This window comes from Streptomyces sp. NPDC002446, assembly GCF_053595675.1.
This window is the reverse complement of the sequence record NZ_JBSFYC010000036.1, coordinates 29,496-49,297: the sequence shown is the minus strand read 5'-3', so window position 1 is coordinate 49,297 and position 19,802 is coordinate 29,496. Positions and strand designations below refer to the sequence as shown.

At 73.3% G+C, this 19,802-nt stretch carries 21 protein-coding genes; 9 read left to right on the top strand and 12 right to left on the bottom strand.

The annotated features are described in order from the left end of the window. Nucleotides 1-40 precede the first annotated feature (40 nt). The gene (locus tag ACWD6P_RS21185; protein WP_451445676.1) at nt 41-583 is read left to right on the top strand and encodes a hypothetical protein; all 543 of its coding nucleotides are present in this window, start codon (nt 41-43) and stop codon (nt 581-583) included. 24 nt (nt 584-607) lie between these two features. On the opposite strand, the gene ACWD6P_RS21180 is transcribed toward ACWD6P_RS21185, so the two are convergent. Continuing rightward, nucleotides 608-1,390 carry a hypothetical protein gene (locus ACWD6P_RS21180; protein WP_451445675.1) on the bottom strand — a complete coding sequence of 261 codons (783 nt, stop codon included), beginning with the start codon at nt 1,388-1,390 and terminating at the stop codon, nt 608-610. Between the two features lie 198 nt (nt 1,391-1,588). Between ACWD6P_RS21180 and ACWD6P_RS21175 the strand changes: the two genes are divergently transcribed. Genes ACWD6P_RS21175 through ACWD6P_RS21165 form a run of 3 tightly spaced genes read left to right on the top strand, consistent with a single transcriptional unit; the run spans nt 1,589 to nt 4,667 of the window. Next, complete coding sequence (locus ACWD6P_RS21175) at nt 1,589-2,896, top strand: magnesium transporter MgtE N-terminal domain-containing protein (protein ID WP_451445674.1); 1,308 nt, start codon at nt 1,589-1,591, stop codon at nt 2,894-2,896. Next, a complete protein-coding gene (locus ACWD6P_RS21170) occupies nt 2,886-3,464 on the top strand; it encodes a DUF1003 domain-containing protein (protein ID WP_451445673.1) in 579 nt (192 codons plus the stop codon). The genes ACWD6P_RS21175 and ACWD6P_RS21170 overlap by 11 nt, the downstream gene beginning before the upstream one ends. Nucleotides 3,465-3,506: 42 nt before the next feature. Then, complete coding sequence (locus ACWD6P_RS21165; protein WP_451445672.1) at nt 3,507-4,667, top strand: Mrp/NBP35 family ATP-binding protein; 1,161 nt, start codon at nt 3,507-3,509, stop codon at nt 4,665-4,667. Between the two features lie 109 nt (nt 4,668-4,776). On the opposite strand, the gene ACWD6P_RS21160 is transcribed toward ACWD6P_RS21165, so the two are convergent. The 5 genes from ACWD6P_RS21160 to sigE form a co-directional block, all read right to left on the bottom strand. Beyond that, nucleotides 4,777-5,421 (bottom strand): hypothetical protein, encoded by a 645-nt coding sequence (locus ACWD6P_RS21160; protein ID WP_451445671.1) that lies wholly within the window; start codon nt 5,419-5,421, stop codon nt 4,777-4,779. A 120-nt stretch (nt 5,422-5,541) separates the two neighbouring features. Beyond that, complete coding sequence (locus ACWD6P_RS21155; protein WP_451445670.1) at nt 5,542-6,024, bottom strand: sec-independent translocase; 483 nt, start codon at nt 6,022-6,024, stop codon at nt 5,542-5,544. A gap of 116 nt (nt 6,025-6,140) precedes the next feature. Continuing rightward, entirely contained in the window at nt 6,141-8,447 is a 2,307-nt protein-coding gene (locus ACWD6P_RS21150) for a S1C family serine protease (protein ID WP_451445669.1), read from the bottom strand. 122 nt (nt 8,448-8,569) lie between these two features. Beyond that, the gene (locus ACWD6P_RS21145) at nt 8,570-9,502 is read right to left on the bottom strand and encodes a zf-HC2 domain-containing protein (protein ID WP_451445668.1); all 933 of its coding nucleotides are present in this window, start codon (nt 9,500-9,502) and stop codon (nt 8,570-8,572) included. After that, nucleotides 9,499-10,269 (bottom strand): RNA polymerase sigma factor SigE, encoded by a 771-nt coding sequence (gene sigE, locus ACWD6P_RS21140; protein WP_451445667.1) that lies wholly within the window; start codon nt 10,267-10,269, stop codon nt 9,499-9,501. The genes ACWD6P_RS21145 and sigE overlap by 4 nt, the downstream gene beginning before the upstream one ends. Before the next feature lie 175 nt (nt 10,270-10,444). Here sigE and ACWD6P_RS21135 point away from each other — a divergent pair, with 175 nt between their 5' ends. Beyond that, nucleotides 10,445-11,128 carry an O-methyltransferase gene (locus ACWD6P_RS21135; protein WP_451445666.1) on the top strand — a complete coding sequence of 228 codons (684 nt, stop codon included), beginning with the start codon at nt 10,445-10,447 and terminating at the stop codon, nt 11,126-11,128. 153 nt (nt 11,129-11,281) lie between these two features. On the opposite strand, the gene ACWD6P_RS21130 is transcribed toward ACWD6P_RS21135, so the two are convergent. Beyond that, nucleotides 11,282-11,449, bottom strand: coding sequence for a DUF3117 domain-containing protein (locus tag ACWD6P_RS21130; RefSeq protein ID WP_003985072.1), 168 nt, complete (start codon nt 11,447-11,449; stop codon nt 11,282-11,284). A 323-nt stretch (nt 11,450-11,772) separates the two neighbouring features. On the opposite strand from ACWD6P_RS21130, the gene chcB reads away from it, so the two are divergent. Beyond that, on the top strand, nt 11,773-12,573 hold the full coding sequence (gene chcB / locus ACWD6P_RS21125) for a 2-cyclohexenylcarbonyl CoA isomerase (RefSeq protein WP_451445665.1): 801 nt from the start codon (nt 11,773-11,775) through the stop codon (nt 12,571-12,573). A gap of 27 nt (nt 12,574-12,600) precedes the next feature. Here the strand turns inward: chcB and ACWD6P_RS21120 are convergent, their stop codons facing one another. Further along, complete coding sequence (locus ACWD6P_RS21120; RefSeq protein ID WP_451445664.1) at nt 12,601-13,206, bottom strand: DNA-3-methyladenine glycosylase I; 606 nt, start codon at nt 13,204-13,206, stop codon at nt 12,601-12,603. Next, complete coding sequence (locus ACWD6P_RS21115) at nt 13,203-13,643, bottom strand: DivIVA domain-containing protein (protein ID WP_451445663.1); 441 nt, start codon at nt 13,641-13,643, stop codon at nt 13,203-13,205. Before ACWD6P_RS21115 ends, ACWD6P_RS21120 begins: the two co-directional genes overlap by 4 nt. A gap of 92 nt (nt 13,644-13,735) precedes the next feature. Here ACWD6P_RS21115 and folP point away from each other — a divergent pair, with 92 nt between their 5' ends. After that, nucleotides 13,736-14,596 (top strand): dihydropteroate synthase, encoded by an 861-nt coding sequence (gene folP, locus ACWD6P_RS21110; protein WP_451445662.1) that lies wholly within the window; start codon nt 13,736-13,738, stop codon nt 14,594-14,596. 217 nt (nt 14,597-14,813) lie between these two features. On the opposite strand, the gene ACWD6P_RS21105 is transcribed toward folP, so the two are convergent. Next, nucleotides 14,814-15,563, bottom strand: a complete 750-nt coding sequence (locus ACWD6P_RS21105) for an LOG family protein (protein ID WP_451445661.1) — start codon at nt 15,561-15,563, stop codon at nt 14,814-14,816. Between the two features lie 124 nt (nt 15,564-15,687). Beyond that, entirely contained in the window at nt 15,688-16,779 is a 1,092-nt protein-coding gene (gene dapE, locus ACWD6P_RS21100) for a succinyl-diaminopimelate desuccinylase (RefSeq protein WP_451445660.1), read from the bottom strand. A 40-nt stretch (nt 16,780-16,819) separates the two neighbouring features. On the opposite strand from dapE, the gene ACWD6P_RS21095 reads away from it, so the two are divergent. Then, nucleotides 16,820-17,752, top strand: a complete 933-nt coding sequence (locus tag ACWD6P_RS21095; protein WP_451445659.1) for a heavy metal transporter — start codon at nt 16,820-16,822, stop codon at nt 17,750-17,752. 322 nt (nt 17,753-18,074) lie between these two features. After that, nucleotides 18,075-18,533, top strand: coding sequence for an ATP-binding protein (locus ACWD6P_RS21090; protein ID WP_451445658.1), 459 nt, complete (start codon nt 18,075-18,077; stop codon nt 18,531-18,533). A 90-nt stretch (nt 18,534-18,623) separates the two neighbouring features. Here the strand turns inward: ACWD6P_RS21090 and dapC are convergent, their stop codons facing one another. Continuing rightward, on the bottom strand, nt 18,624-19,760 hold the full coding sequence (dapC, locus tag ACWD6P_RS21085; RefSeq protein ID WP_451445657.1) for a succinyldiaminopimelate transaminase: 1,137 nt from the start codon (nt 19,758-19,760) through the stop codon (nt 18,624-18,626). Nucleotides 19,761-19,802: the final 42 nt, after the last annotated feature.

Genomic DNA, 19,802 nt, shown 5'->3' with positions numbered 1-19,802 from the left:
GCCCCGGGCGGCCGCGTCCGGGGCCATTAGGCTGAGCCGTATGACGGAGACCGTGTCGCAGGCCCTGCAGGATCGGGCGCTCATCGAAGAGGCCACGAAGAAGTCCGGCCTCATCTGGGTGCGGGGGACGACGGGCCCGGCCCGCGCGCTGTGGCACGTGTGGCACGAGGGGGCCGCCTGCCTGATCGGGGACGGGCCCGGCGAGCAGCCGCTGGCCGACCTCGGGCTCACCGCCGGCTCCGTCGCCACGGTCACCGTACGCAGCAAGGACAAGGGCGGCCGGCTGGTCGTCTGGCAGGCCAGGGTCGTCGAGCCGGAGCCGGGCAGCGAGGCCTGGCAGGCCGCCGTCGAAGAGCTCAAGGGCAAGCGGCTCAACGCCCCGGACGCGGACGTCATCACCGAGCGCTGGCAGCGCGAGTGCCGGGTGCTGCGGCTGGAGCCGGCAGGTCACGAGGCCGAGCAGCGTCCCGGCCGGATGCCGGAGGTCTCGCACGCCGCGCCGCCGCTGGCGTCCCCCGCGATCACCCGGCGGCCCATTCCGGCCGCGCTGCCCAAGCTGCTGCGCCGGGGCCGCAAGGGCTGACCCGCGGGCGGGCGCCCCTGGCGCTCAGCGCGCGCCGGAGATCTGGGTGCCGTAGTCCACGACCTGGTCCTTGGGCGGCGCCTTGAGGTCCACGCGCTTGCCCCAGTCGGCGAGGCGGACCACCCCCGCGCCGCCGGCGCGCTGCAGCCGCAGCGGATAGGGCGTGCCCTCCAGCGAGACGTCCAGCGTGCCGCCGGAGCCGGCGGCGGCGGAGAGCCGGATGGTGCGGACGCCGCCGACGTCGCCGCGGTCACCGGTCGTCAGTTTGCCGTGCAGCGCGAGCAGGCTGGCGAGCAGGGTGTCCTTGTCGGTGAAGCCGCTGAAGCGCCGGTGGACCGGGTCGGCGGCGGGCACCTTGACGTACTTGCCGCCGAGCTTGCGGGCCGCGGCCTGGTCGGGCGCACCGGACGAGCCGCTCTTCTCACCCGCCCAGAAGGCGGCGTCCGCCTTCAGATAGAGCGCCTTGCCGACCCGCAGCAGCTGGAAGGCGGCCGCCTTGGTGGTCAGCTCGCCCTTGGCGCCGTCCTTGGCCAGGCTCATGTCGAGCTTGTACGTACGGCCGTGGCTGACGACGTTGCCGGACAGGCGCACCGAATCGGCGCGCTGGGCCGCCGCCCGCGCCTTGGACTCGATCTTGGCGGGGGGCAGCTTCCCCACACCGTTGGTGCCGGCGTCCGGGTCCTCCCCCGCACAGCCCGCCAGCGCGGCGGCCAGTGCCACACAGGCCGCCCCCGCGAGCGCGGCCCGGCCCGTACGGCGGGCTGGGGCCAGGGGGCGGGGGCCGGCCCCGAAGGGGATTGCGCTCACGTCGGCTCTGCCTCCTGATACGGGTGACCTCGACAGCCAGTACGGCAGCGTACCTGGGCCGTAAGTGCGCTTCAGCAGGGTGCGCGGCGGTCACCCTACGGCCTCGTTCGCCGCAGCGGCGCGGTCCGGGGCGCGTTAGCCTGAACCCGAATTAACGGCTCATTTCTGAAGGAACAGGGAGAAAGGGCGGCGCTCTGCATGGCAGTGGTGACTCCCCGGGTCTTTGTCTCCCACCTCTCCGGCATCGCCGTCTTCGACCCCAACGGCGACCAGGTCGGCCGGCTGCGGGACCTCGTCGCGCTGCTGCGGGTCGGCAGGCGCCCGCCGCGGCTGCTCGGGCTGGTCGTCGAGGTGATCAGCCGGCGCCGGATCTTCCTGCCCATGACCCGGGTGACCGGTGTGGAGTCGGGCCAGATCATCACCACCGGCGTCGTCAACATGCGGCGCTTCGAGCAGCGGTCGTCCGAGACGCTGGTCTTCGGGGAGCTCTTGGACCGCCGGGTGCGGCTGGTGGAGACCGGTGAGGAGGTCACCGTCCTCGACATCGGCATCATCCAGCTGCCGGCCCGCCGCGACTGGGAGATCGACAAGGTCTTCGTCCGCAAGGGCAAGGGCGGGGCGCTGCGCCGCAAGGGCGAGACGCTGACGGTGGAGTGGTCGGCGGTGACCGGCTTCTCGCTGGAGGAGCACGGGCAGGGGGCCGAGAGCCTGCTGGCCACGTTCGAGCAGCTGCGCCCGGCCGACCTCGCCGGCGTACTGCACCACCTCTCCCCCAAGCGCCGCGCCGAGGTCGCCGCGGCGCTCGACGACGACCGGCTCGCCGACGTCCTGGAGGAGCTGCCGGAGGACGACCAGGTCGAGATCATCGGCAAGCTGAAGGAGGAGCGGGCCGCGGACGTCCTGGAGGCGATGAACCCGGACGACGCCGCCGACCTGCTCTCCGAGCTGCCGGAGGAGGAGAAGGAGCGGCTGCTGGGGCTGATGCGGCCGGAGGAGGCCGCCGATGTGCGGCGGCTGATGTCCTACGAGGAGCGCACCGCGGGCGGTCTGATGACCACCGACCCGATCGTGCTGCGCCCGGACGCGACGGTGGCCTACGCGCTGGCCCGGGTGCGCGACCCGGACCTCTCCCCCGCGCTCGCCGCCCAGGTCTACGTCTGCCGGCCGCCGGACGAGACCCCCACCGGGAAGTACCTGGGCCTGGTGCACTTCCAACGGCTGCTGCGGGACCCGCCGTTCACCCTCGTCAGCTCGATCGCCGACACCGACCTGCCGCCGCTGCCGCCGGACACCGCGCTGCCGGAGGTGACCAGCTATCTGGCCGCGTACAACATGGTGGCCGCGCCGGTCGTGGACGAGAGCGGCGCACTGCTGGGCGCGGTGACCGTCGACGACGTGCTGGACCATCTGCTGCCGGAGGACTGGCGGGAGGCCGAGCTGCACGGCGAGGGCGCGGCCGGGCTGACCGGCGCCGCGCGCCTGGGGAAGGCCGCCGATGGGAGCTGAGGAGCGGGAGAGCGGTCAGCGCTCGCGGGCGAACGGCGCCTCGGCGGTGCGGCGGGGCGCCGCCGAGCGGCCCCGGGTGCGCCTGGACGTGCCGCGCGCCCCGCGCCGTACGTTCCTGCCGGAGTACGACCCGGAGGCCTTCGGGCGGCTGTCGGAGAAGATCGCGCGGTTCCTGGGGACCGGGCGCTTCATCGTCTGGATGACGGTCACGATCATCCTGTGGATCGCCTGGAACGTCTCCGTGCCCGGCTACCTGCGGTTCGACCAGTACCCCTTCATCTTCCTGACCCTGGCCCTGTCGCTGCAGGCCTCGTACGCGGCGCCGCTGATCCTGCTGGCGCAGAACCGCCAGGCCGACCGCGACCGGGTCACCCAGGAGCAGGACCGCAAGCAGAACGAGCGCTCCATCGCCGACACCGAGTATCTGACCCGGGAGATCGCGGCGCTGCGGCTGGGCCTGGGCGAGGTCGCCACCCGCGACTGGATCCGCGACGAGCTCCAGGACCTGCTGCGGGACCTGGAGCTGCGGCAGATGGTCGAAGCCGAGAGTGACGAACGCGACCGCTGACGGCCTTTCCGGAGGCATGCTCCTGCGCCGTACCATCAGGGCATGGCTACCGAGACGCCCACAGGCTCCGCCCCGAGCGAGGACGCGATCCGCGCCGCGCTCGCGACGGTGAACGACCCCGAGATCCACCGCCCCATCACCGACCTGGGGATGGTCAAATCGGTGGACATCGCGGCGGACGGCGCGGTGGCGGTCGTGGTCTACCTCACCGTCTCCGGCTGCCCGATGCGCGAGACGATCACCAGCAACGTGCGCGACGCGGTCGCCGGGGTCGCGGGTGTGACGAGCGTCCGGGTCGACCTGGAGGTGATGAGCGACGAGCAGCGCAAGGAGCTGGCGGCGTCGCTGCGCGGCGGCACCGCCGAGCGCGAGGTGCCCTTCGCCCAGCCCGGCTCGCTGACCCGGGTCTACGCCGTCGCCTCCGGCAAGGGCGGTGTCGGCAAGTCGTCGGTGACCGTCAACCTCGCCGCGGCGATGGCGGCCGACGGGCTGAAGGTCGGTGTCGTGGACGCCGACATCTACGGCCACTCCGTGCCCCGGATGCTCGGTGCCGACGGCCGCCCCACCCAGGTCGAGAACATGATCATGCCGCCGTCGGCCAACGGTGTGAAGGTCATCTCGATCGGCATGTTCACCCCGGGCAACGCGCCGGTCGTCTGGCGCGGCCCGATGCTGCACCGCGCGCTCCAGCAGTTCCTCGCCGACGTCTACTGGGGCGACCTGGACGTGCTGCTGCTCGACCTGCCGCCGGGCACCGGCGACATCGCGATCTCGGTGGCACAGCTCGTACCGAACGCCGAGATCCTGGTGGTCACCACCCCGCAGCAGGCCGCCGCCGAGGTCGCCGAGCGGGCCGGTTCGATCGCCGTGCAGACCCACCAGAAGATCGTCGGTGTGGTCGAGAACATGTCCGGGCTGCCCTGCCCGCACTGCGACGAGATGGTCGACGTCTTCGGCACCGGCGGCGGCGAGCGGGTCGCCGAGGGCCTGACGCGTACGACCGGTGCGCAGGTGCCGGTGCTCGGCTCCATCCCGATCGACGTGCGCCTGCGCGAGGGCGGCGACGAGGGCAAGCCGGTCGTGCTGACCGATCCGGACTCCCCCGCCGGCGCGGCGATCCGCGCGATCGCGGGCAAGCTGGGCGGCCGGCAGCGGGGCCTGTCGGGGATGTCGCTGGGGATCACCCCGCGCAACAAGTTCTGAGGGTGTGCGCCCTCGGCGTCACGGGAGCACGCAGGGCTCCTTGATGCCGGTTGAGGTAAAGAGGGGGCGGGCCCGCCGGGCCCGCCCCCTCATGCCTGCGCCGGCGCGCTCAGCCCTCGTACGCGCCCAGGTCCTTGATGACCGAGAAGCCCAGGCCGTAGGCGCTCATGCCGCGTCCATAGGCACCGATGTGCACGCCCTCGGGGTCCTCGCTGGCCGAGCCCGCCAGCACCCAGCCGTACTCCGACTCGCGGTAGGCGAACGAGGTCGGCACCCCGTCCACCGGCAGCATCAGCTCGCTCCAGGCCCCGCCCCCGAGGTCGTCGGCCAGCTCCCAGGCGAGCATCGTCTGCTGGTCCAGCCAGTCCTGGCGCAGCGCCCGGTCCATGTGGGTCGGCCAGGTCTGGGCGAGCAGGCCCGAGCCGGCGAGCCAGGCGGCCGTCGAGACCGAGGTGGCCTCCAGTACACCGGTGCCGTCGGCGCTGCGCCGTACGGGGCGGCTGGCGACCGTCACCACGACCGCGAACCGCTCGTCCTGCGGCGATTCCACCTTGATGGTGGGTCCCTCCCCATGCCCGGTGGCACCATGCTCGACGGTCCCGTCCGCGGCCGCGCCGACCTGCATCAGCCAGCGCGGACCGGTGAACGCCTCGTCGAGGCCGTACCACGGGAACGCGGCCAGCAGATAGCCGTCAACCTTCCGGCCGACCCCGGCGGACGCCGTGTGTTCCGCTGTCCGACTCGTCGTCTCCATCTGCGCGGAGCCTCCTTGTTGCCCTGTGTCGTGGGCGGCCCGCCCCCCTCAGGCGACCAAACCCCGGACACCCGGAGCATAGCCATAGGCGTCAACACAGCCCGGTCATACCGGAGTGTGTCAGGTGGCGTCGGCGTCGAACGGCGGACGCTCGCCCGGCTCCGTCACGGCGGGCTTCTTGACCAGGTCGGGACGGCCCGAGGCGGCCGGGGACTCCTTGGTCAGGCTCGGTCCCGAGCCGCTCGCGGAAGCGGCGGAGGAGGCGCTCTCGCGGCCGTGCACGGCGTCGGTGACCTCGGCCATCTCCTGCTTCAGATCGAAGCCGTTACGGATCTCCTGGAGCTCCTTGAAGCCGTACTCGTCCTTCTCCAGGACGTGCTTGCGCACGAAGTTCTTGGGCTTGAGGTCCTCGAACTCGAAGTCCTTGAACTCCGGCCCCAGCTCGCTGCGGATGTCCTCCTTGGCGCTGTCGGAGAACGCCCGGATCTTCCGGATGACGCCCGTGACGTCCTGGATGACCTTGGGGAGCTTGTCCGGGCCGAAGACGAGCACGGCAAGGACGACGATCGCTACCAGCTCGAGGGGTCCTATGTCGAAGAACACCTAGCAGCTCCTTGGGTCATCCGCGGCCTTCGTCGGCCTAGGGGCCAGGCCGCCTATCACGGTACCTGGCCCCGCGCGTCGGGCGGGAGTCGCCCGTGCCAACACCGTGCAAACGATCAGCCGGCGGTGGAGGAACCCAGCCTGAGCCGGATGGCCTCCTCCTTGCCGCTCCTTTGGAGGGTCAGGATCAGCGTGTCGCCCGGCCGGTGGCTGCGGATCTTCACGATCAGCTCCTCGCCGCTGTGCACCGGGGCGCCGTCCACCTTGGTGATCACATCGCCGGGCTTGATCCCGGCCTTGGCGCCGGGGCCGCCCGGAGTGACCGGCGGCTTTCCGTCCTTGCTGCGGTCGCTGACCCGCGCGCCGTCGCCGGCGTACTCCATCTCCAGCGTGACGCCGATCACCGGGTGCGTCGCCCGCCCGGTGTTGATCAGCTCCTCGGCCACCCGCTTGGCCTGGTTGATCGGTATGGCGAAGCCCAGCCCTATGCTGCCGCCCTGGCCGCCGCCGCCCTGGCCGCCGCCGTCCAGGCCGCTGCCGCTGTCGGCCGCGCGGATGGCGCTGTTGATGCCGATCACCCGCGCCTTGGCGTCCACCAGCGGGCCGCCGGAGTTGCCCGGGTTGATGGGCGCGTCGGTCTGCAGCGCGTCCACGTACGAGATGTCGCTGCCGTCGCCCTTCTCGCCGCCGGCGGTGATCGGGCGCTGCTTGGCGCTGATGATCCCGGCGGTGACGGTGTTGGCGAGGTCGTAGGGCGCGCCGATCGCCACGACCGGGTCGCCGACCCGCACCGAGTCGGAGTTGCCGAGCGTGAGCGGCCGCAGCCCGCTGACGCCCTCGACCTGCACGACGGCGAGGTCGTAGCCGCCGTCCTGGCCGACGACCTTGGCCTTGGCCGTCTGGCCGCCGCTGAACGTCACCGATATCTCGCCGCCGGCGCCGGCCGGCTGGACGACGTGGTTGTTGGTCAGGATGTGGCCCTGCCGGTCGAGGACGAAGCCGGTGCCGGTGCCCTGTTCGGCGTTGCCCCGGACGTGGAGCGTGACCACCCCGGGCAGCGCGGCCTGGGCGATCCCCGCGACGCTGTCGGGCTCGCGGCCGCCCGCGTCACCGGCCGCCTGCGGCAGCTTGATGTCGCTGATCCCGCCGTAGCGCTCGACGTACGCGCCGATGCCGCCCCCGACGCCGCCGGCGAGCAGGGCCAGTGCCACCGCACCGGCGACCAGCAGACCACGGCGGCTGCGGCGCGCGGGCGCGGCAGGGGGCCCGCCCTGCAGGGGCGCGCTCCAGGGGTCGTACTGGTGCCAGGCGCCGTGCGGGGCGGGCGCGTGGTCGTGGGTCGGGGCGGGGCCGTGCCCGCCGCCGGGCAGCGGCGGGTGCGGCTGGGCCTGGGAGCGGTCGGCGTACCCGGCCGCCGCCGGGCGGGGGCCGCCGTCGCCGGGGTGCGGCAGGAAGGCGGTGTCGGCGCCGCCGGGGGCCGGCTGCGCGGCGGCGGGCTGCCGGCCGGCGGACTCCGCGTCGGGCGTATGCGGGGCAGGGGTGTGCGGGGCGGCGGCCTGGGCGGGCGCGGCCGGGGCCTGCGCCGTACGGGGCTGCTGCGGGCCGGCCTTGTGCAGGTCCGGCCGCGGGGATCCGGCGGGCTCGGCGGCCGGCCGGGAGTGCGCGGCCTCGTCCGTGCGGGCCGGGGGCTGCTGATCGGCGGCGGGCGCGGCGGGCGCGCGGTCCTCGGCGGGCGCCGCGGGAGCGGGAGCGGGGGCAGGCTGGGCGGGCGGCGCGGCGGGGCCGCTGCCGTGCGGTCCCTGCGGTGCGGTGTGCGGCGCCGGCGGCGACTGCGGCGGGCCGGGGTAGCCCGCGGCCGGCGCGGGCGCTCCGTACGGGGGCAGCGGACCGGCGGACGGCGGCAGGACGGTGCCCTGCGCGGGGGTCGCTCCGGAGAGCGCGGGGTTCCAGCCCAGGCCGCCGGGACGGGGCTCCGGGCGCTGCACGGGCGGCGCCGGCGCCCACGGCCCGGGACCGCCGTAGGGCGGGGTGCCGTACGGGTCCTCGGGGTGCAGCGGCCGCGGCGGCTGCGGAACCTCGGCGGCCGCCGACTCCTCGCCCGCACCGGCGACTTCGGCCGCCTGGGCCCCACCTGCGGCGTCCGGCGGCGCGGCGGCCTCCGACGCCCCGGAGGGGGCCGGCGGCCCGGCCGGTGCCTCGGCCGCTGCCACCGCCTGCTCCGGCGGGCGCACGATCCAGTCGCCCGGCTCCTGCGCCTCGGGCGCACCGGATATGCCGGACGCTTCGGTCCGCACCGCCTCCGCCGGGCCGTCGGCGGGCGGCATCGCCTGCGGACCGGCCTCGGCGGACGGCTGCGTGCTCGGGGTGCGCCCCGGACGGCTCCACCACTTCAGCTTCGGCCCGGCGGCCTTACCGTCGTCCATGCTCTCCCCAGATTTCGCCCGCGATCGTGCGGGCCGCCACCACCTCACGGCACGCGCCCGGTCAAGGGCGCGCCGCCCGACAGCGATTCAACCAGTTCCGCCGGGGGCTGCGCAGGGGACGGTCAGCGCTGGCCGGTGGTCGTCCCCTGGGTGGCGGGGCCGGCCGCGGCCGCGGAGCCGATCAGCGGACGCTTCGGCTCCAGGGGCGGGAGCGCGGGCGGATGCGCGCGCACCGGCGTACCGGCGGTCGCGATCGCCAGCGGCGAGAGGTGGTACGGCGATCCCGGGCCGGTCGCGGCTATCAACGGTGAGAGGCCGAAGCGGCCGGCCGGGGCCGCGGGCGGCGCCGGCGAGGGCGGGGCGCCGGGGACCTGGAGAGCCATCGCGCTGGGAGCCGGGGCCCGGGTCGGGACTCCGGAGGAGGGCCCGGTGAGCTGCCGGGAGCCTGCAGCCTGCAGGGCCCCGCCATGCAGCAGCGAGCCGCCGTCGGCCGCGGGGCTGGCGCTGAGCGGGGTGACGGCCGTACCGCCGCCCTCGGGGCGTTTGCCCGGCAGATCGACGGCCGCCTCCAGCGGGAGGGCACCGCCGAGCGCGAAGGCCGCGAGCGAGACCGCACCGGCCGCCGCGAAGGCGAACCGGCGCCGCTGCGCGGGCCGTTCGGCCTCGTGCACACGGAAGCCGCGCGTACGGGGCTGGGTGGGGACTGCCGCCACCGCATGGGCGGAGTGCTTGTCGGACGGGACATAGCGGAACGAGCCGCCGCCCCGGGCGAATTCACCGGAGCCGAAACCGCCGCCGCCGGGACCGCCCGCGTCACCGCCGGGCAGCTGCTGCAGCCGCGCCAGCAGCCCCGCGGAGGGGCCGGGCGGCGCCGACTGGGCGAACACGCTCTTGAGCCGACGCTGGGCATCGGCCTCCGCCTTGCACTTTGCGCAGGTCGCAAGATGCGCGAGCACCCGCTCGCGCGCGTCATGCCCCAACTCGCCGTCGACCAGGGCCGCGAGGCGGTCGCCGAGATGCTGCTCGGCGGGGGACGGACCGCCAGTGAGGCTCACGCGATCCCTACCTCCCCCGTGGGCACCACGGCCAGCGCCCGGCGCTGCTCGCGCTCCTCGCCACGGGTGGCCGGGGCGCGGTGCTTGAGCGCCTTGCGCAGATGCGAGCGGCCACGGTGGATCCGGCTGCGGACCGTGCCGAGCTTGACGCCGAGCGTCGCGGCGATCTCCTCGTACGACAGACCCTCGATGTCGCACAGGACGACGGCGGCGCGGAACTCGGGCGCGAGGGTGTCCAGCGCCTGCTGGACGTCGGCGTCGAAGTGCGTGTCGTTGAAGTGCTGCTGCGGGGAGGGCTCGCGGCTGGGCAGGCGCTCGGCGGCGTCGTCACCGAGCGCGTCGAAGCGAATACGCTGACGGCGCCGGACCATGTCCAGGAAGAGGTTGGTCGTGATGCGGTGCAGCCAGCCCTCGAAGGTGCCGGGGGTGTACGTCGACAGCGAGCGGAAGACGCGGACGAACACCTCCTGGGTGAGGTCCTCGGCGTCGTGCTGATTGCCGGTGAGGCGGTAGGCGAGACGGTAGACCCGTGCGCTGTGAGTGCTGACGATCTCCTCCCAGGTGGGCGGAGTCCACGCCTGCGCATCCGCGTCTGCGGCGAAGGTCGCGGTCGTTGCGGAGTCTGCGGTGCGGATACGGTCAGCGGTGTTAGTCACGGATTTCGGCTCGGCGAACGACCTTCTCAAGCGCCTCAGCACTCCTCGGTCACCCGCCGCAGCCGCACCTCCCCTGGTGGCTCTGGTGGTGTCCAGTAGAGCCCCTACCATATCCACCTCGCCCGTTAGCTCCGGATAAGCAGTTTTGACCTGCATTTGGTGCTGCTTCTGGTCTTGATTCGTGTCTCGCGCGGTCTTCACCGGTGCGTCCCCCCGTCTTCCCCCTCCCCCTCCTTAACGCCCGGTCCCATCTGCGGGTTCCCGCACACAGCGGATACAGTCACGGTTGCGTCAACTACGGGGACAGGAGAGGGCCATTACCGGCAACCGGCAGACGAGCTTGGCATTCGCCGAGGCGTACGGCGCCGGGACCATCGACGACAGCGCCGAGGCCGCCCTGCGCTGGTCCCGGGACCGCGCCCGCGAGGCCGGCATCCGTACGGTGACCACCGGCACCGGCGCCGCCCTGCGCATGCTCGCCGCCACCGCGGACGCCAAGGCGGTCGCCGAGATCGGCACCGGCACGGGCGTGTCGGGCATCTACCTCCTGCACGGCATGCGGCCCGACGGCGTCCTGACCACCGTGGATCCCGAGCCCGAGCGGCAGACCTTCGCCAAGCAGGCGTTCCGTTCGGCCGGCTTCGCCGGCAACCGCGCCCGCTTCATCCCCGGCCGGGCGCTGGACGTGCTGCCGCGGCTCGCCGACGGCGGCTACGACCTCGTCTTCTGCGACGGCGACCTGATGGAGTGCCTGGAGTACCTCGCTGAATCGTTGCGTCTGCTGCGCCCGGGCGGCCTGGTGTGCTTCGAGGGCGTCTTCGCGAACGGCCGTACGGTCGACTCGGCGGTGCAGCCCGCGGAGGTGCTGCGGCTGCGGGAGCTGCTGCGGGCCGTCCGGGAGAGCACCTCGCTGGTGCCGTCCCTGCTGCCGGTCGGCGACGGGCTGCTCTGCGCGGTCAAGCGCGCCTGACCCCTCCCCGTCTGCGGTCCGCGCCGCCGCGCCCGCGCACGAAACGGCCCCGGCACGCGGCGCGTCTCTCCTGCGCGCCGCGTGCCGGGGCCGGGGTGATGTCGGCTGGGGATACCGGGTCAGCCCGGGAATCCGCCGGATTCTCCGCCCTCGTCAGACGGTGACCTTCTCCAGTGCCTCACCCAGGGCCTTGGCTTCGTCGGGGGTCAGCTCGACGACGAGTCGTCCGCCGCCTTCGAGCGGAACGCGCATGACGATGCCCCGCCCCTCCTTGGTCACCTCGAGCGGGCCGTCACCCGTCCGCGGCTTCATGGCCGCCATGCTCGTTCCCCTTCCTGAAACCAGCTCATCTCAGCCGACGGCCCGGATAGGCACGTGTCACCGGCATCGAACACATTGCTTCCAGGCCATTATCCCGCATCGAACGACCCGATGACCAACATCGGGGAGCATCCCTTCGGCAACGCGCTCTCTCAAACCCACCCAATTCGGGGAGGGGGCTGCGATACTCCTCCACCCGCCGACGTCCGACGCGCCCGCTTTCTTTGATGTACGTCACATGCGAACGGCCGATGATCTCCGGCATCCTGAGCGCTGACTGCCGCTGCCCGGCAGTCCGATCCGCGACGGAGGGGACTCCCACCATGGCCGACACCGTGCTCTATGACGTGACCGACGGACTCGCGACGGTCACCCTCAACCGCCCCGACGCGATGAACGCGATGAACACCGAGGCGAAGGTCCTGCTGCGGGACACCCTGAAGGAGGCCGCCGCCGACCCCGCCGTCCGCGCGGTGCTGCTGACCGCCACCGGGCGCGCCTTCTGCGTCGGCCAGGACCTCAAGGAGCACATCGGCCTGCTGGCGCAGGACCGGGCCACCGGCTCCGGCGGCACCATGAACACCGTGCGTGAGCACTACAACCCGATCGTGACGGCGCTGGCCGAGATGCCCAAGCCCGTGGTCGCGGGCGTCAACGGGGTCGCCGCGGGCGCCGGCGCGGGCTTCGCGCTGGCCGCCGACTACCGCGTCGTCGCCGACTCCGCGTCCTTCAACACCTCCTTCGCGGGCGTCGCGCTGACCGCGGACTCCGGGATGTCCTGGACCCTGCCCCGGCTCATCGGCCACGGCCGGGCCGCCGATCTGCTGCTCTTCCCGCGCAGCATCAGCGCCCAGGAGGCGTTCGACCTGGGCATCGCCAACAAGGTCGTACCCGCCGGGGAGCTGGCGCAGGAGGCCGCGGCCGTCGCCCGCCGGCTGGCCCAGGGACCGACCGCCGCCTACGCCGCGATCAAGGAGTCGCTGGCCTACGGCGCCGGGCACTCGCTCGCCGAGACCCTCGGCAAGGAGGACGAGCTCCAGGTCCGCGCCGGGGCCTCGGAGGACCACCAGATCGCGGTCGAGGCGTTCGTGAAGAAGGAGAAGCCGGTCTTCCTGGGCCGCTGAGCGCGCCGGCCGGCCCGGGCGGCCGGGTCAGCCGGCCGCCGCCTCCACGCTCGCCCGCACATGACAGGCCGCCAGATGGTCGTTGACCAGGCCGCATGCCTGCATCATCGCGTAGGCGGTGGTCGGGCCGACGAAGCGGAAGCCGCGCTTTTTGAGGTCCTTGGCGAGCGCCGTCGACTCCGGCGTCACCGGCTGCAGATCGCCGAGGGTGTGCGGCACGGGCCGGCCGGCCCGGTCGGGGGCGTAGGACCAGATCAGCTCGTCCAGCTCACCGGGGGCCAGCTCGGCGGCGACCCTGGCGTTGTTGATGGTCGCGGCGATCTTGGCGCGGTTGCGGATGATGCCGGGGTCGGCGAGCAGCCGCTCGGCGTCCGCGTCCGTGAACCGCGCCACCTCGGGGATCTTGAAACCGGCGAACGCGGCCCGGAAGCCGGGGCGGCGGCGCAGGATCGTGATCCAGGAGAGCCCGGACTGGAACGCCTCCAGGCTCATCCGCTCGAAGAGCGCGTCATCGCCGTGGACCGGCAGGCCCCACTCCGTGTCGTGGTACTCGCGGTAGTCGGCCATCGCCTCCGACGCCATCCCCCAGGGGCAGCGCGGAACGCCGTCCGGTTCGGTCACGACCCCGCTCATGCCCGGTCCTCGCCTTCCGGCCGCCGGGGGGTCTCCGGCGCGTCGGAGGCCTCCGCCCCGCCGGCCCCGGGCGGTGTCCCGCGCGCCGCCCCGCTCGTCTGCGGGCCGTCCTGTATCAGCGCCGCGCCGCCCATCGCCTCGGCATGGGCGCCGGCCAGCGCGGCCTCCAGCTCGGCGATCCGGGCGTCCCGCTCGGCCAGCTCGGCGCCCAGGCGGTCCAGGACGTCGTCGACGTCGTCCATCCGATAGCCGCGGACCGTCACCGCCAGCCGTACGGCGTCCACATCGGCGCGGGCCACCGGACGGTCCTGCGGCAGCGGGTCGTACAGCCGGTCGGGCTCGGAATCCCGCAGCCCACCGCCGTCACCGCCGCCGACGACCACGAGCGTGACCGCGGCCACCACCACGACCATCGCGATCAGCAAGAACCAGAACACGACCAACTCCCCGGACTATGTGCCTGCTCCGATCGTGCCATGCGGGTCTGACAGTTAGGGTCGCTCCCGGACCACGGAGAGGGAGTCAGGGAATGCTGCGGCTGGGAAAACGCGAGTTCGGGGCGCATGAGCCGGTGATCATGGCCATCGTCAACAGGACCCCGGACTCGTTCTACGACCAGGGCGCCACCTTCCGTGACGAGCCCGCGCTCGCCCGTGTGGAGCAGGCGGTGGCCGACGGCGCGGCGATCATCGACATCGGCGGCGTCAAGGCCGGCCCCGGCGAGGAGGTGACCGCGAAGGAGGAGGCCCGCCGCACGGTCGGCTTCGTCGCCGAGGTGCGCCGGCGCTTCCCCGATGTGGTGATCAGCGTCGACACCTGGCGGGCCGAGGTCGGCGAGGCGGTCTGCGAGGCCGGCGCGGATCTGCTCAACGACGCCTGGGGCGGCGTCGATCCGCGGCTCGCCGAGGTCGCGGCGCGCCATGACGTCGGCCTGGTGTGCACCCACGCGGGCGGCGTCGAGCCGCGTACCCGCCCGCACCGGACGACCTACGACGACGTGATGGCGGACATCCTGCGGGTGACGCTCGGACTGGCGGAGCGGGCCGCGGAGTTGGGCGTCCGCCGCGACGCGATCCTGATCGACCCGGGCCACGACTTCGGCAAGAACACCCGGCACAGCCTGGAGGCGACCCGCCGGCTGGGCGAGATGACCGACACCGGCTGGCCGGTGCTGGTCTCGCTGTCCAACAAGGACTTCGTCGGGGAGACGCTCGACAAGCCGGTCAAGGAGCGGGTGCTGGGCACACTGGCGACCACCGCCGTGTCCGCCTGGCTGGGCGCCCAGGTCTACCGCGTCCACGAGGTCGCCGAGACCCGGCAGGTGCTGGAGATGGTGGCCTCGATCGCCGGCCACCGGCCCCCGGCGGTCGCCCGCCGGGGACTGGCCTGAGGAAACCGGCGGCTGCCCTAGGGATCGTGCGAACAGATCCCGTAGGGGTTGGCTGCGCCCCCTGCGGGGCCACAACGGGGCGGGGGGCGGCGGTATTCCCGTGCGTCGCCGGTTCCTGGGCGTCGCCGGTTCCTGGACGGCGCCGGTTCCTGGGCGTCGCCGGTTCCTGGAAGCTGTCGCTTCCCGGATGCCGCCGGTTCCCGGATGCCGCCGGTTCCTAGATCCCGACCTCCTTGGTCACCAGTGCGATCGCCTCGTCCACGTCGTCGCTGAGGTGGAAGAGCTCCAGGTCGTGCATCGACGCCTTGCCCTCGGCGATGACCGTGTCGCGCAGCCAGTCGACCAGTCCGCTCCAGTAGGCCGTACCGAACAGCACGATCGGGAAGCGGGTGACCTTGCGGGTCTGGACGAGGGTGAGCGCCTCGAAGAGCTCGTCGAGCGTGCCGAGGCCGCCGGGGAGCACCACGAACCCGCGGGCGTACTTCACAAAACACGTCTTCCGTACGAAGAAGTACCGGAAGTCGACGCCGAGGTTCACATAGTCGTTCATGCCCTGCTCGAAGGGCAGCTCGATGCCCAGCCCGACAGAGACCCCGCCGGCCTCGTTGGCGCCCTTGTTGGCGGCCTCCATCGCGCCGGGGCCGCCACCGGTGATCACCGCGAACCCGGCGTCGACCAGGGCCCGCCCGATGCGCACACCGGCGTCGTACTCCTTGGAGTCGCGCGGCGTCCGGGCCGAGCCGAAGACGCTGACGGCCGGGCCCAGCTCGGCCAGCGCACCGAAGCCCTCGACGAACTCGGACTGGATGCGCATCACACGCCAGGGATCGGTGTGCACCCACTCGGAAGGGCCCTCGGAGTCCAGCAGCCGCTGGTCCGTGGTGCCGGCCTGCACCTGGTCGTGACGGCGCAGAACGGGCCCCAGCCGCTGCTCCTCGGGGACCGGCGCTCCCTCGGGACTGGCCATGACGTGCTCCCTCCGCAGACAGATCGTTTGCCGTTTCAGCGTAGATCCGCGGACATGAAGAGCAGGGGAATTCAGCTCGGACGAGATCGGTCGGCAGCCGGTCCCCAAGGCCGCGGGCGGGTTCTCAGGCGGTCAGCCAGGCGCGCAGCCGCTCCTCGCAGTGCAGAATGCGCTCGACCGCGACCCGCTCGTCCTTCTTGTGCGCGAGCAGCGGGGCGCCGGGGCCGTAGTTGACGGCCGGGACGCCCAGGGCACTGAAGCGGGACACGTCGGTCCAGCCGAACTTGGGCATCGCGGTGCCGCCGACGGACTCCATGAACGCCCTGGCCGCCGGGTGGGAGAGCCCCGGCAGCGCGCCCGGAGAGTGGTCGTCGACGAGGAACTCGTCCACCGGGCAGTCCGCGAAGACCTCGCGCACGTGGGCGATCGCCTCGTCAGGAGTGCGGTCGGGTGCATAGCGGAAGTTGACGGTGACCGTGCAGGCGTCGGGGACCACGTTGCCGGCCACACCGCCGTCGATGCGGACGGCGTTGAGGCCCTCGCGGTACTCCAGGCCGTCGATCACGGGGCGGCGCGGCTCGTACGCGGCGAGCTTCGCCAGGATCGGGGCGGCGGCGTGGATGGCGTTGGCGCCCATCCAGCTGCGGGCGGAGTGCGCGCGCTCCCCGGTGGTGCGCAGCAGGACCCGCAGGGTGCCCTGGCAGCCGCCCTCCACCTGGCCGTCGGAGGGCTCCAGGAGGACGGCGAAGTCTCCGGCGAGCCAGTCGGGGTGGGCGTCGGCGACCTTGCCGAGGCCGTTGAGGTGGGCGGCGACCTCTTCGTTGTCGTAGAAGACGAAGGTCAGGTCGCGGTTGGGCGCGGGGACCGTGGCGGCCATCCGCAGCTGCACGGCGACGCCGGACTTCATGTCGCAGGTGCCGCAGCCCCACAGGACGCCGTCCTCGTCGAGCCGGGACGGGACGTTGTCCGCGATCGGGACGGTGTCGAGGTGTCCGGCGAGCACCACCCGCTCGGCGCGGCCCAGGTCGGTGCGGGCCACGACGTTGTTGCCGTACCGGTCGACGCGCAGATGCGGCAGCGCCCGCAGGGCGTGCTCGACGGCGTCGGCGAGGTCCTGCTCGTCGCCGCTCTCGGAGGGGAAGTCGACCAGCTGCGCGGTGAGCGCGGCGGCGTCGAGCGACAGGTCGAGGGCGGGGTGGTGTGTGGAGCGCTCCATGGATCCGACCCTATCGGCAGCACTCCAGTACGGTGGGCTCGTGTCCGCCCAGCCCGTAGCCCCCCACCGCCGCACGCGTCTGTGGCGTACCGCCGCCGCCTTCGCCGTGCTCCTCGGACTGGCCTGCTATCTGGTGGTGCAGTACGTGACCGGCGGCCCGGGGGCGCCGCGCTGCACGGTGCGCGCCGAAGGGGACGGGAAGGCGTACGAGATCTCCCCCGAACAGGCCGCCAACGCCGCGACGATCTCGGCGGTGGCGTCCTCGCGCGGACTGCCGGAGCGGGCGGTGACCATCGCGCTGGCGACCGCGATGCAGGAGTCGGGGCTGCGCAACATCGACTTCGGCGACCGGGACTCGGTCGGGCTCTTCCAGCAGCGGCCGTCCCAGGACTGGGGAACCGTCAAGCAGATCATGGACCCGGTGTACGCGGCCGGGGAGTTCTACCGGCATCTGGCCAAGGTGCCCGGCTACTCCCGGCTGCCGCTGACGGTCGCCGCGCAGAAGGTGCAGCGCAGCGGCTATCCGCAGGCCTACGCGAAGCACGAGGCGAACGCCGCGCGGCTGACCGGGGCGCTGACCGGCCGCGACGGGAGCGCGATGACCTGCACGGAGAGCCGCCCGGTGGACAGCAAGGCGGGCGGCGCCGCGAAGGTGCGGGAGAAGCTGGTGCGGGAGTTCGGGCCCGAGGTGCTGCCGCGTGCGGCGGTTTCCGCGGGGCGCGGCGCGGGCGGCGACCGCGGTCTGACGGTGCCGGTGCGGCAGGGCGGCCCGGTGGCGGCGGGCGATGATGCCGCACGGCGCGGCTGGGAGCTGGCCATGTGGGCGATGGCGCACTCCGCGGAGCTGCGCATCGAACAGATCTCTTACGCCGGCCGGACATGGTCGGCGGCCGATGCGGACAAGGGCTGGCAGCGCGGGCCGGCCGGCTCGGCCGCGGCCGCGCGCGACGTTCATATCATCACCGCGCAATAGTCCGCAGGGTCCCCCTCAAGAGACCCGGAAATTCGTGCGGCGCCAATTCCCGTTGCGCGTAAGGGAATTGGGATCACCGCGTCCGGACGGCGTTCCGTTGCGCGCCAATTCCCTTGTGAACAAAGGGCTGTGGCGCCTCGGGGCCCCTTCGGGCCGTGCAATATTGCCCGCCTTTCCCCACGGCCGAATATGTGTCGCGTTACCAATTCTTTACCGGAATTCACCGAAACCTTCGGGGGTCTGAAGCGGTAGTCAGTGCGTCCGCCCGGCGGACATGGCACATCTGTCAGAAGAACGAGTCCTTCTCCGTAAAAGGAGCACCATGTCCCTCCCCGTTACGCGTCGGATCGCCCGAGCCGCTCTGCTCGTCGCAGCAGGCGCCGCTCCTGTGGTCGGTGCGGCCGGTACCGCCAGCGCTGCGGCACTGCCCGTCAAGGCGCCCGACCTGGTGGGCGGGCTGACCGCACCCCTGGACTCCCAGAGCACCAACAAGTCCCTCAACCACGCCGCGCAGGACGGCGCCCGCGTGCTGAACAAGACCGCCAACAAGGCGGTGACGAAGCTCGCCCCGGGGCTCATCGAGACCGCGAAGCCGCTCGCCCAGAAGGCCGCCCCCGCCGCCCAGGGTGCCGCCGCCAAGGCGGAGCGCGTGGTCCGTCCGGTCACCAGGGGGGTCGCCAAGAAGGGCGCGCCGACCAACATCCTGCCGGCCAACAACGGGGTCCTGGGCACCGCCCTGCCGCTCCTGCTCGGCGGCATGCCGGTCCACGGCGGCCGCTGACCAGGCCGTTGGACCGCGTGAACCACGCGCGGGGGCCCGGGGAGTTCTCTCTCCCCGGGCCCCCGCGCGTGTGCGTGTCCGCGCCCCGGCTCACCCCGCCAGGCGGCGCACCGCGGCGTCGATCCGCTCGTCGGTGGCGGTGAAGGCGATCCGTACGAACCGCTCCCCCGCCGGGCCGTAGAACTCGCCGGGGGCGACGAGGATGCCGCGTTCGGCGAGCGCGCCGACGGTGTCCCAGCAGGGTTCGTCGCGGGTCGCCCAGAGGTAGAGCGACGCCTCGCTGTGCTCGATGCGGAAGCCCGCGGCCTCGAAGGCCCCGCGCAGCGCGGCCCGGCGGCGGGCGTAGCGCTCGCGCTGCTCGGCGACGTGCGCGGTGTCGGCGAGCGCGGCGACGGTGGCGGCCTGGACGGGCGCGCCGATCATCATGCCGCCGTGCTTGCGGATCTGGAGCAGATCGCCGAGGACCGCGGCGTCGCCGACGAGGAAGGCGGAGCGGTAGCCGGCGAGGTTGGAGCGCTTCGAGAGCGAGTGGACGGCGACGATCCCGTCGAGGGAGCCGCCGCAGACGTCCGGGTGGAGCACGGAGACCGGGTCGGCCTCCCAGCCCAGTTCGAGGTAGCACTCATCGCTGAAGAGCAGCACCCCGTGCTCGCGTGCCCAGGCGACGGCGCGGCGCAGCTCGTCGGCGCCGAGCACCCGGCCGGTGGGGTTGGACGGGGAGTTCAGCCAGAGCAGCTTCAGACCGCTGGGGTCCAGGTCCCAGGGGTCGTCGTAGACGACCGGCTCGGCACCGGCCAGCCGGGCGCCGACCTCGTACGTCGGGTAGGCCAGGCGCGGGTAGGCGACCTTGTCGCCGGGGCCGAGGCCCAGCTGGGTCGGCAGCCAGGCCACCAGCTCCTTGGAGCCGACGACCGGCAGCACGTTGGTGTGCGCCAGGTCCCTGGCGCCCAGGCGGCGTGCGGCCCAGCCGGTGAGCGCGTCGCGCAGCGCGGCCGTCCCCCACACCGTCGGATAGCCGGGGCTGTCGGCCGCCGCGGTCAGCGCCTGCTGGACCACCGCGGGGACCGGGTCGACCGGGGTGCCGACGGACAGGTCGACGATCCCGTCGGCGTGCGCGGCGGCGGTGGTCTTGTACGGCTCCAGGCGGTCCCAGGGGAATGCGGGCAGCCGGTCGCGGAGCGACGCGCGGGGGGATTCGGGCTGGGGGGTGGAGGCTGCTGCGCCCACGGTGCTCTCTTTCTCGGTGGTGCCGGGACGCTCGGCGCACAC